The following is an 11,971-nucleotide window of genomic DNA, read 5'->3' on the forward strand; positions in this document are numbered from 1 at the left end:
GGCTACCCACTCCGGTGCGCGGCACACCCGTTGATTGCCTGCCCATTCGCTGGGTATGACCGGTCTGACCAACCCGGATACCAACAGGAGATCCTCATGAAGCAACAGGTTGGTGACTACGTCCTGCAACGACTACGGGAGTGGGGCGTGGACCAAGTCTTCGGATACCCCGGCGACGGCATCAACGGTCTGGTCGCCGCTTTCGGTCGCGCGAATAACAAACCACAGTTCGTGCAGGCCAGGCACGAGGAAATGGCGGCCTTCCAAGCCACCGGATTCGCCAAGTTCAGTGGGAAGGTCGGCGTCTGCACGGCCACCTCGGGACCGGGTGCGATCCATCTGCTGAACGGCCTCTACGACGCCAAACTCGACCATGTCCCGGTCGTGGCGATCGTCGGTCAGACCGCGCGCAGCGCCATGGGCGGCAGCTATCAGCAGGAAGTCGACCTGCAGAGTCTGTTCAAGGATGTTGCCAGCGATTATCTGGTCGAGGTCAATGTCTCGAGCCAATTGCCCAACGCGCTGGACCGGGCGTTCCGAACGGCGATGACCCGGCATGCGCCCACCGCGGTGATCATTCCCGCCGATTTGCAGGAAGAGCCCTACGAGCCACCCGAACACGAGTTCAAGCAGGTGCCGTCCAGCCCACCGCATGCGGTGACCGCGACGGTGATCGCGCCGTACACGGAGATCGAACAAGCCGCCGAGATCATCGATGCCGGATCCAAGGTCGCGGTGCTCGTCGGTCAGGGCGCACGCTCGGCCGCCCGCGAGGTGGTCGAACTCGCCGAACTCACCGGTGCGGGTGTGGCGAAGGCGCTGCTCGGCAAGGATGTGCTGCCGGATGATCTGCCGTTCGTCACCGGGCCGATCGGGTTGCTCGGCAGCAGGCCGAGTTATGAAATGATGCGCGACTGCGACACTTTGGTCATCATCGGGTCGAATTTCCCTTATACCCAGTTCATGCCGGAGTTCGGTCAGGCGCGTGCCGTGCAGATCGATATCGACGGCACCATGATCGGCATGCGCTATCCGACCGAGGTGAATCTCGTCGGTGACGCGAAAGCCACACTAGCCGAACTTATTCCGCTATTGCGCCGCAAGGAGGATCGATCCTGGCGGGAGAAGATCGAGCAGAATGTGGTCCGCTGGTGGGAGACGGTCGAGCGGCAGGCGATGTTGCAGGCCAAGCCGGTCAACCCGATGCGCGTGGTTTGGGAGCTGTCGAAACAGCTTCCCGATAATGCGATCGTCACGGCGGACTCCGGCTCGTCCACCAACTGGTATGCCCGCTGCCTGCGATTCCGCATCGGTACGCGCGGCTCGCTCTCGGGCACCCTGGCGACCATGGGACCCGGCGTGCCCTATGCCATCGGCGCCAAGTTCGCGCATCCGGAACGACCGGCGATCGCATTGGTCGGTGACGGTGCGATGCAGATGAACGGAATGGCCGAACTGCTCACCATCGCACGCTATTACCGGCAGTGGAGTGATCCCCGGCTGATCGTGTGCGTCTTTCACAATAATGATCTGAACCAGGTCACCTGGGAGCTGCGTTCCATGGGCGGCGCACCGAAATTCGAAGAGTCGCAGATACTTCCGGAGACCTCCTACGCCGATCTCGCGCGCTGTATGGGTCTGCCTTCGGTCGCGATCGACGATCCGGACCAGCTCGCCGACGCATGGAGCCTGGCGCTGAGCGCGGATCGTCCGGTGCTGATCGATGTGCGCTGCGATCCCGAAGTACCGCCGATTCCGCCGCATGCGACCTATGAGCAGATGAAAGACACGGCGGAGGCGGTTATGCGCGGCGATCCGGATGGCTGGCATCTGATGTGGCAGGGCGTCAAGACCAAGGCGCAGGAATTCGTACCGCATCGGAGTTCGTCATGACCTTGCCATCGACCGAGGACGTCGTCGATCTGCTGACGGCACAGCACAAGCAGATCAAAGAGCTTTTCGCCCAACTGAAATCCGGGCAGGGCAATAAGTCGGAGCTGTTCAAGGAACTGGTCCGGTTGCTCGCGGTGCACGAGAGCGCCGAAGAGGAGGCCGTGCATCCCGTCGCCGCCCGTGCCCGTTTCGGGGCGGACAAGATGGTCGGAGACCGCAGGGACGAGGAGAACCACGCCAAGCGTGCGCTCGCCGACCTCTACGACCTCGGTGTCGACCACCCGGACTTCGATGGCAAGCTGGCCGAATTCGCCGATGCGGTGATCGACCATGCCAGCCGCGAGGAGAACGAGGAATTCGCCCTTTTGCGCCAGCAGTTTTCGGTGCATCAGTTGGAGCGGATGGCGGGTTCGGTGCGCGCCGCCGAGGCGGTCGCGCCGACCCGGCCGCATCCGAGAACCGGGGAATCCGCGCTGGCGAATCTGCTGGCCGGTCCGCCGCTGGCGGTATTCGACCGGGCGCGTGACGCGGTGCGGGACTGGCGTCGAGAAGACGACGGATGAGCGGGCGAATCGGCGCGGCGGCGGAAGTCCTCGGCTGGTGGGTGGTGCTGGTGTTGCTGTGGCTGGCGACACTGACGACGTTCAGTCTCCAGGAGTTGGTCGCGGCAGCCGTGCTCGCATTGCCCGCCGCATGGGCTGGTCGGGTGGGACGTATTGCGGTGCAGGGCAATTGGCGACTGCCGGACGGGGTTCCGCAGTTGTTCGCTGCTTTGCCCGGCGCGATCGCGCGCGACAGCTGGGCCGCCCTGTCCATCGCCGCGCGCGGGAGACCGGTCGGGCGGTTCGAGGAGGACGAACTCGACGCGGAGGCCGATGCGCAGCGGCGCGCGGGGCGGGCGGCATTGATCACCGGCGTGCTCTCGGCGACGCCCGGTTCGCTGGTCATCGATGCCGATGACGACGACCTGCTACTGCATGTACTGGCGATGCCCGGGACCCGGCTGCGACGGATGTTCGGGGGCTGATCGACATGTCCACCGCGCCTTGGCTGCTCGCATCGGGTGTGCTGCTGGTCGGTGGGATCGGACCGGCGTTGCTGCTGTCCGCTCGCGGCACCGCGGCGCATCGGCTCGTCGGGCTGCAACTGGTCAGTTCGCTGTTGATCGTCGTCTTGATATTGCTGAGTCTGGGACTCGGCAGGCCGGACTATTTGATAGTGCCGCTGGTGCTCGTCCTGCTGTCCTTCGCGGGCACGCTGGTTTTCACGCGCCTGCTGGGGGTGCGCGATGACTAGCTTCTTCGTCGACACACTGCTCGCGATCGGCACCCTGGTTGCGGTGGCCGCCTCAGTGGCGGCGCTGCGGCCGCGTTCGGTCTATGCCCGACTGCACTATTCGTCGATTGTCAGCTCGGTCGCCGGACCCTTCATCGTGCTCGCGGTGCTTATCGCGGAGGGACCTGGACTGACCACGGCCATCGTCGCGGTGACCCTCTTACTGCTGGCGCTCACCGCCCCGGTACTGAGTGCCGCCATCGGCAGGCTCAATGCCCGCACCGACGGCAGGATCGAGGCTCGGCGATGAGCGCCCTGATCGTGATCACCCTCGGATTTGTCGCGGTGTCGGGCACTGTCGTCGTATTCACCACTCAGCCGCAGCGGCAGGCGGTATCCCTCGCGGTATTCGGTGCGCTGCTGGCACCCGCATTCCTGGTGCTCGGGGCACCGGATGTGGCGCTGTCACAGGTCGCGGTGGGTACCGCGGTGGTGCCGCTGATGGTGTTGCTCGCTGTGCGCGCCGTGGAGCGGAGGCGAAAGTCGTGAAGCACAGTGCTCGACTGGTGATCTTCCTCGTCGGCGGGGTCGGACTTGTCGTATTGCTCGGACTCGCGCTGTTGCGGATGCCCGGGTTCGGCGGTACCGACCATCCGTATCGGGACGCGGCCGTCCGAGCGTCGCTGGAGCAGCACAGCCCGAATGCCGTTTCCTCGGTCAATTTCGATCAGCGTGGGCTCGATACGTTCGGTGAGGAGGCCATTCTGGTGGCCGCGGTGCTCGGTGCTGCGACGCTATTGCGTCCGGAAGGGCATCGGCCGCGACGGCAGTCGGAGGATGTCGGCCGCATCGTGCAGGCGACCCGATTTCTGGGCTATGCCCTGTTACCGGTGACCCTGATGATCGGCGCGGATGTGGTCGTGCACGGACATCTCACGCCCGGCGGCGGCTTCCAGGGTGGTGTGGTGCTGGCCACCGGCCTGCATCTGCTGTACGTGGCGGGCAATTATCGCGCGCTGCGGCGGGTGCGGCCGCTGGCCTGGTACGAGTTCGGCGAGGCCATGGGCATGGGCACGGTGGTGGTGCTCGGTCTGGCCGGAATCTTCAGTGGCGCAGGATATCTGGCGAATATCCTGCCGCTCGGACAATTCGGCCGCCTGCTGTCGGCCGGTACGCTGCCGCTGTTCAGCGTGGCGGTCGGTCTCGCGGTCGGCAGTGGTGTCGTCGTACTGCTCGCGCAGTTCCTCGACGAGTATCTGACTACGGAGAGGCGGGCGTCGGGATGACCGTATTTCCCTATGTGATCGCCGGTTGGCTCATGCTGATCGGCATTTACGGCGTGGTACGCAGTACGCATCTGGTGCACACCGTGGTGTGCGTATCCATCGGACAATCGGGAACCTATGTCCTGCTATTGGCCGTCGGCTACCAAAAAGGTGCGTCCGCACCGATTTTCGGATCCGCGAACCCGCCCGGCTCGCCCGTGGTCGATCCGGTGGTGCAGGCCATGGCACTGACCGACGTCGTCGTCTCGGCGACGGTGACCGCCTTGCTGCTGGCGCTGGTCGTGCAGATCGCCAAGCGGCACGGCACGGTCGAACCCGACGAACTACACGCGCTGCGTGGCTGATGGTCCCCTTCGATCAGGCACTCCCGGCACTCCTGATCGCGTTGCCGGTCGCCGGTTCCTGCGTGCTGCTCGCCTTCGGGCGCATATTGCCCAGGTTGCTGATCGATGTGATCGGCACCGGAACCGCGCTTGCCGAGACGGTCCTGGCCGGATGGCTACTGCATGAGACCGGCGCGGGCACAGTGGTGTCCTGGTCCGGTGGTTGGGCGCCGCGACCGGGCCTGACCGTGGGGATCGTCCTGGTCGCCGATCGGATCGGTGCGGCAATGGCTTTGCTGATCGTGCTGCTCACCACGACCGCTCTTCTGTTCGGCTGGCGCTACTTCGACAATCTGCACGCGCACTATCCGGCGCTGGTTCTACTCTTCGCCACCGGTATGACCGGATTCGCACTGACCGGTGACCTTTTCGACATGTTCGTCTTCTTCGAGCTGATGGGCGTGGCGGCTTATGCGCTGACCGGACTGAAAATAGAGGAACCCGAATCCGTGCAGGCCGGACTGAATTTCGGGGTGATCAACTCGCTCGGCGCATATCTCTGCCTGTTCGGAATCGGACTGCTGTACGCGCGAACCGGACAACTCGGGCTGGCGCAGTTGGGAATTGCGGTCGAGCACCGGGCGGGTGACGCCCTTGTGCTTGCCGCATTCGTGCTGATCGCTACCGGGTGGCTGGTCAAGGCGGCGGCAGTGCCGTTTCATTTCTGGCTGGCCGATGCGCATGCCGTCGCACCGTCGCCGGTCTGTGTGCTGTTCTCGGGTGTGATGGCACCGTTGGGCGTCTACGGGCTGGCACGGGTGTATTGGACGGTGTTCGATGGCGTGCTTCCGGCTCCAGGGGTGCGTCGAATGCTGCTGGTATCGGGCATCTTCACCGCTGTGCTCGGTGCGGTGATGTGTGTGCTGCAACGGCATATCAAACGGCTGCTCGCGTATTCGACGATCGCGCATATCGGGCTGTTCATTCTCGGAATCGCCGCGCTGTCACCGCTCGGCGTGGCCGCCTCGGCGGTGTATCTCGGTGGTCATGCTGCGGTGAAAGGTGCGCTGTTTTTGCTGACCGGTGTGCTGTTGTCGCGGTATCGCAGTGTGGACGAGTTCAGCTTGCATGGGCGCGCGCGTGGTCAGCGGACCATTGGTGTGCTGTTTGTGCTTTCGGCGTTGGTATTGGCCGGGTTGCCGCCATTCGGTGCGGGTCTCGGCAAGGCATTGCTCGAGGAATCCGACGCGTCGATTTTCCTGGTGGCGCTGGTGATCGTCGTGTCGGCGTTGACCGGCGGTGCGGCGTTGCGTGCGGGTCTGCGGGTGTGTTTCGGTGTGGGCGCGGTGCCCGAGCACAAGCTCGATCCCGAGGAGACCACCGGGGAATACGAGGTGCCCGACGTCGCCGCGCCGCGCAACCGGACACCGATCACCATGATCGGGGCGGTGCTGGCGCTATTGCTCGTTGCGCTATTGCTCGGTCTGCCAACCGGATTCACCAGCGCCATCGGTCCCGCTGCCGCGACATTCGTCGATTCCGAGGCTTACCGGGCGGCGGCGCTGATCGGCAATACAACCGGGCACTCAGGTACGGCCCCGCATATCGGGTGGACGGGCGCAGGGCTGGTGCTCGGTCTGCTGTCGACCGTTCTGGCCGTGATTACGGCCCTCGGCGCGCTGTATTACGGCACGTTGCGCGCACGGGGAAAGCCGCCGATACGTCCGATCGAGTTGGCGGTGACCGCTTTACACCGACTGCACAGTGGGCACGTGGGCGATTACGCCGCTTGGCTGGTCTTCGGCACGGCAGCCGTTGCCGGACTGGTTGCCAGTGGGTGGTTGTAGTGGGCGCGGTAGCCCGGCTCGGCACGAAGCGGGAACCTCAGGCGAGGTGGCATCGGCGCGGTCAGCGTTTCGCCGGTGTTGGGCAGTAGGCGCGGGAGTACGGTCGAGCCCGATCGAGGACCGCGCTATCCAGCCTCAGGCTGGGTCGTACCGGCGAGGTCGGTCTTCGTGAGCGCCGGGCAGTATGCGTGGGAGTACGGTCGAGCCTGCGGTGGCCGCGGCGGCGGAGGTTGTGGCGATGGTCCAGCCGACGGGACCCAGTGGCGTGCAACCGAAATAAGCGGACAGCCCCGGGACCATGACGACCGCGCCGAGGACCACGCCGCTGGCCGCGGTGGTTACCCAGACCAAGGGGCTGCGGTGGCCGGAGACGAGTGTCTGCCCCAGTTGGGTGCCGATGAGCGCGACCAGTCCGATGGTGGCCGCGCGGCGTCGGGTTCCGGTGTAGCGGCCGAGCGTCCACGCCGTGCAGGCGCCCGCCGCCGTGGCTATGCCGCGTACCGCGATCGTGCGGGTGAGGTCGGGACCCAGATGGGCGGGCGGAATTTCCGCCAATTGCCGTGCGCGCTGCTGGGCACCGTGCTCCGCATCGCGCGGGTCCGGGCTGTCGCGATCCGGTGAAAGGGCCAGGGCCAGTGCGGGGAACATATCGGTGAGCATGTTCACCAGCAGGAATTGCCTGGTGCCCAGAGGCGCCTGTCCGCCGATCATGGTGCCGTAGATGGTGAATGCGATCTCCCCGGCATTGCCGCCGACCAGCACGCCCACCGCGTCGGTAATGCGCTGCCACATGCCGCGTCCCTCCACCAGCGCGTGCAGCAGGGCGAGCGGATCCGGATCGGTGAGCACCAGATCGGCCGCATTGCGGGCGGCCGCGGATCCCCTTGCGGCCAAACCGATTCCGATGTCCGCGCTGCGGATGGCGGCGGCGTCATTGCTGCCGTCGCCGGTCATGCCGACCACATGTCCATTGCGACGCAGGGCGGTCACGATGCGTACCTTCTGCTCCGGATCGACCCTGGCGAAGACGGTGCTGCGTTCGATGAGCTCGGCCTGCTCGGTATCGTCGAGCCGATCCAGATCGGCACCGGTGGTGACGGTGTCCACGGTGATGCCGAGTTGGCGGGCCACCGCCGCCGCCGTGACCGGATGATCGCCGGTGATCATGCGCACGCCGATATCGTTGTCCTGCAAGGCCGTTACCAGCGGTAGCGTCTGTGGGCGCGGGGTGTCGGCGATGCCGATGAAGCCGAGCAGCGTGAGTTTGTCCACGGCGCGTTCGACGTCATCGGGCTCGTCGGAGAGGTCGCGGCGGGCGACCACGAGTACGCGCAGGCCTTGTTCGGCTAGATCGTCGATGACCGCGTGCGCACGCTTGTGCACGTCTTCCTCTGCGGTAAGTGCTTTCGTACAGCGCGGGAGTACGACTTCGGGCGCGCCCTTCACGATCAGGCGCAGCTTGCGCGTCGTTTGGCCGAGCACCGCGGCGTAGCCGCGATTGGATTCGAATGGGATCTCCTCGATCTGATCCCACTGGTGCGCATCGTCGCCGAGGCTTTCGGCGGCATCCAGGACGGCGCGGTCGGTGGCGTGCAGCACCGGTCCGTCGTCCGGATCCGGGCAGGCGCGGGCGGCGGCGCGCAGCAGTCGCCGCGCATCGTCGGAGTCGTCGTCTGGTGACCACTGGTTGTCCAGGTCGGCCAGCATGGTGAGCCGCAGTCGTCCTTCGGTGAGGGTGCCGGTCTTGTCGAAGCAGAGGGTGTCGACGCGGCCGAGTGCCTCGACGGTGCGGCTGGCGCGTACCAGCACGCCGTAGCGCGACAGTCGACGCGCGGCCGCCAGCTGTGCCACGGTGGCGACCAGGGGCAATCCCTCCGGCACCGCCGCCACCGCGACGGCGACGCCGTCGGAGATCGCATCGCGCAGCATCCGGCCGCGCAGGCCGCCCAGCGCGGTGACCAGGGCCCCGCCCGAAAGGGTGAGCGGCAGGGCGTGATTGGTGAGCTGCCGCAGTTGGGCTTGCACGCCGCCCTTGTCCGGCGGCACCGCGCCCGCGGCCGCGCGACCGGCCTGGGTGTCGGGGCCTACTGCGACCACGACGGCCAGCCCCGTTCCGTTCACGACGGTGCTGCCCGCGAAGATCATGCAGGTGCGTTCGCCAAGTGCCACACCAGGTGTTGCGGCGAGATTCTTTTCGACCGTAACCGATTCGCCGGTCAGTCCGGACTCATCCATTTCGAGTTCGTCCACGCGCAGTAATCGGGCATCGGCGGGCACCACATCGCCCGCGCGGACGACCAGTATGTCGCCGATGGCGAGAGCGTCCGCGGGCACGGATTCTTCGGTCGGGTCGGACTCGTCGATCGCGTCGCGATCGATCAGGCGACCGGTGAGTTGCTCGCCTTCGAGCAGGTCTTGTAATTCGCTCTCGGCGCGCTGGCGCTGACCGGCCGATATCACCGCGTTCACGGTCAGCACGGAGGCGAGAAGTATGGCATCGGACGGCTCGCCGAGTATGGCGGTGGCGACGGCACCGACGCTGAGGATCGGTGTCAGCGGATCATCCAGTTCGTGGCGCAGATGGCGCGCGTAGGTCGTCATCGGTGCGAAAGTTCTTGTGAGCAAGCTCCGTTCGGCTCGAGCCGGAATCGCGCGCTCGTCGAGCGCGGGGGGTTGTGGTAGGCGTGCGAGTACTTCGTTGGATTCGAGTGCGTGCCAGGGCAATAGCGGTGCGACCGTGGTGGGCGGTGCGGACGCAGCCGCTCGAATGCCCTTGCGCGCCCCGGTCATAAGGGCGGTCAGCTGTGCGGCGACCATCGGTGTCGTCCGGGCGTTCCTGGTCGGGGTGACAGCGAGCAGCAACCCACCGAGCGCGCACGCCGACAAGGCCAGGGTGCGGCCACGATCGCTGACCTCCCGCGCGGGCGCGACCGTCGCGAGCACGCGCTGCACCTGCCCTAGATCCCGGCAGATGGCATCCGCGGACCACGGCGGTTCGCAGTGCTCGGCAGTGAACAACCCGAGCGCCACATCGGCTCGGGCCAACGCCTTGTGGGCGCGCGGGCTCAGCACCGCGACAACCCGCCCGTCCTGCTGCAGTCGCTCGACCAGCTTGCTCATCGATGACGTCGCCGAGACGAATTCATCAGCAAGCGAACGCAATTCGTGCGCATCCTCATGCGCCGCAAGCACCACCCGCAACCCAGCCCGCCGCGCCGCAGTCAATACATCGTGCGCACTCGAATCGAGCTCCCGCCCGAGCAACACCCGCCCGATGGTGCGGTCCCCATCGCGCAGTTCGCGCCAGACCGGCCGGATAGTGGCACCCCGGTCCCGAGCTCCAGAGTTCGGATGCACCAGTTGCAGTGACTCGTAATCCGATGTGATCTCTTCATCCCCGTCGGGTACGGCCGCCTCGTTGTCCTCGGTGGCGGCTGGCTTGCCACCCTGCGGCGCGGCCTTCTTGTCATCCTTCGTCGCGGCCTCCCCGTCAGCCTCGGTGGTGGCTTGTTTCTTGCTCTCCGTGGCGGTCTGCTCGTTGTCCTCGGCCGCGGTGTGCTTGTCGTCCGTGGTGGTGGCCTGCTTGTCGCCCTTCGTCGCGGCCTCCTGGTCGGCCTTGGTCGCGGCCGTCTGTGCGCCGTAGGTGGCAGCCTTCTTGTGGCCGTCGGTCGCGGCCGGGCCGGTGCCGTTGGTGACGGCTTGCTTGTCGCCTTCGGTTACTGTCGCGCCGTTGCTGCCGGTGACAGTCTTCCTGTCACCGACTGTCGCGACCTCCCCGTTACGGGTCGCGGTCTCCCTGTCACCCTCCGATGACCACAGCAATCGCTGGGCTGCGCTCCAGATCTTCCCCGTCGACCATTCGTCATCGGCCGACTCGACGTCGAGCACCAGCCGTCGCGCGGTGAGCAGTGCTTCGCCGTCGATCACCAGCGTGGTCAGACGGTCCAAGCGTCGCCACGCGCCGCGGTGCAATGTCAGTACACCCGCCCGCGCGAGGACCATGTTGACGCTCGCGGCGTAGGCCTCGCGGGAGGCCCGGGCGGCTTTCGGTGCGCCGAGGCCGAGGGCGTCGGCGGCGTCGCCTATGCGGCCGAGGCCGACGAATGCGGCGGTGCCGATCAGCGATCCGGCTGCTGTTTCGTCGCCGACGCGCTCGATCGGGCCGGGTGGCAGGTCGGTGGGGCGCGTGTAGGGCGGTAGGGGTTCGGTTACGTCGGGGTGTTCGCGGCACACCAGGTCGGACTCCCAGTTGCGCCACTCCAGACGCTGGGCGACGGCTTCGCCGAGCAGGAAGGTGCGCTGGGCCGTATCGGCCAGCAGATTCGTGATGCCGTCGGCGGCGTTCTCGCCGAATGCGGTTCCGATCGCGGTGACGACGGTGAGGGCCATATCGGTGCGGGAGCGCCCGAATCGGGATTCGAGCATTGTGCGCAGTCGTGGTTGGGTGTCGAAGAAAGTGGCCGCCGCCCGCACCGCGCGCGCCGGGCCACCGAACGGTAGCCGCGCGCCGATCGTGCAGACCGCAATGGCGAATACCTCGCTCGCCACCTGAATTCCCGCCGCCAGCAACGGTTCCCGGTCCTCCGGGTATTCGACGGTGCGACTCCAGTCCACTTCGGCGACATTGTTGTCGGCCTCGATCCCCTCGATGACCTCGAGCAGTTCCGGCAATCCGGTCGCGCCTTCGCGCAACGTGGCAACCACCCGACCGGTCACCGCATTGACATGTGACCACCGCACACCACGCAACTTGCCGAGCCGCTCGTCCAATGTCCGCGCCAGGGCAGCGCCGCGCTCGGAGCTCAGTCCGCGCACCTCGATCGTCGCCTTGTCCTCGCGCAGGGCCACCCGACGGTTGGCTCGCCGCTCATGCGGATCGACCAGATCGAGCAGGTCATCGCCCAGCGGGCTCTCCGGCGTCGGAGCCAATTCGTCGACTCCGGCGGCGGCGGTATCCACTACTGAAGCGGCGGCATCGGCCACGGCTTGCGCCGCCTGAAACGGCGCTTCGACGAGTTGTACGCCCAAACCGACGGCCGTCGATACCCCGGTGCGCACTACCCCGGTAATCGCCGCCGTCGGTGCCTCGATCCACCACGGTGCCAAGCCATCACGCCTACCCATACTCGGCAACTACCCGGCATCATCGGGTGCAAACGGGCACCGAAAGTGGTGTCGGCTGGGATTTCAGGCCTTCCGCCACAGCGCTCACCGGCAGCGGATTGGCTATCTCGCCAACGGGTATTCGACATGCATGCCGACCTTCCGAAAGTGAAGGTCCAAACGACATGCGGGACTGCCCGGCACCGTCGACGAGGACGAGGCCCACAATGGCGCGGACCGAGCA

General features: G+C 66.4%; 10 protein-coding genes. 9 read left to right on the plus strand and 1 reads right to left on the minus strand.

Features of this window, described 5'->3' with window-relative positions:
* Positions 1-96 precede the first annotated feature (96 nt).
* From NP3_RS19770 to NP3_RS19810, 9 genes are read left to right on the plus strand one after another with little or no spacing between them, the layout of a single operon-like run.
* On the plus strand, positions 97-1,893 hold the full coding sequence (locus tag NP3_RS19770; protein ID WP_063043064.1) for a thiamine pyrophosphate-requiring protein: 1,797 nt from the start codon (positions 97-99) through the stop codon (positions 1,891-1,893).
* Entirely contained in the window at positions 1,890-2,456 is a 567-nt protein-coding gene (locus NP3_RS19775; RefSeq protein WP_063043065.1) for a hemerythrin domain-containing protein, read from the plus strand. The genes NP3_RS19770 and NP3_RS19775 overlap by 4 nt, the downstream gene beginning before the upstream one ends.
* Positions 2,453-2,920: a Na+/H+ antiporter subunit E gene (locus NP3_RS19780; RefSeq protein ID WP_063043066.1), complete on the plus strand. Its 468-nt coding sequence runs from the start codon at positions 2,453-2,455 to the stop codon at positions 2,918-2,920. The genes NP3_RS19775 and NP3_RS19780 overlap by 4 nt, the downstream gene beginning before the upstream one ends.
* Before the next feature lie 5 nt (positions 2,921-2,925).
* On the plus strand, positions 2,926-3,189 hold the full coding sequence (locus NP3_RS19785; protein ID WP_063043067.1) for a monovalent cation/H+ antiporter complex subunit F: 264 nt from the start codon (positions 2,926-2,928) through the stop codon (positions 3,187-3,189).
* Positions 3,182-3,478, plus strand: a complete 297-nt coding sequence (locus NP3_RS19790; RefSeq protein WP_063043068.1) for a monovalent cation/H(+) antiporter subunit G — start codon at positions 3,182-3,184, stop codon at positions 3,476-3,478. Before NP3_RS19785 ends, NP3_RS19790 begins: the two co-directional genes overlap by 8 nt.
* Positions 3,475-3,717, plus strand: coding sequence for a Na(+)/H(+) antiporter subunit B (locus NP3_RS19795; RefSeq protein ID WP_063043069.1), 243 nt, complete (start codon positions 3,475-3,477; stop codon positions 3,715-3,717). The genes NP3_RS19790 and NP3_RS19795 overlap by 4 nt, the downstream gene beginning before the upstream one ends.
* Complete coding sequence (locus NP3_RS19800) at positions 3,714-4,454, plus strand: MnhB domain-containing protein (RefSeq protein ID WP_245721029.1); 741 nt, start codon at positions 3,714-3,716, stop codon at positions 4,452-4,454. The genes NP3_RS19795 and NP3_RS19800 overlap by 4 nt, the downstream gene beginning before the upstream one ends.
* Entirely contained in the window at positions 4,451-4,798 is a 348-nt protein-coding gene (locus NP3_RS19805; RefSeq protein WP_063043070.1) for a sodium:proton antiporter, read from the plus strand. Before NP3_RS19800 ends, NP3_RS19805 begins: the two co-directional genes overlap by 4 nt.
* Positions 4,798-6,624: a complex I subunit 5 family protein gene (locus tag NP3_RS19810; protein ID WP_063043071.1), complete on the plus strand. Its 1,827-nt coding sequence runs from the start codon at positions 4,798-4,800 to the stop codon at positions 6,622-6,624. The genes NP3_RS19805 and NP3_RS19810 overlap by 1 nt, the downstream gene beginning before the upstream one ends.
* A 135-nt stretch (positions 6,625-6,759) precedes the next feature.
* Here the strand turns inward: NP3_RS19810 and NP3_RS19815 are convergent, their stop codons facing one another.
* On the minus strand, positions 6,760-11,748 hold the full coding sequence (locus tag NP3_RS19815; protein ID WP_084508710.1) for a cation-translocating P-type ATPase: 4,989 nt from the start codon (positions 11,746-11,748) through the stop codon (positions 6,760-6,762).
* Positions 11,749-11,971: the final 223 nt, after the last annotated feature.

The organism is Nocardia pseudovaccinii NBRC 100343 (assembly GCF_001613225.1).
Taxonomy (GTDB): domain Bacteria; phylum Actinomycetota; class Actinomycetes; order Mycobacteriales; family Mycobacteriaceae; genus Nocardia; species Nocardia pseudovaccinii.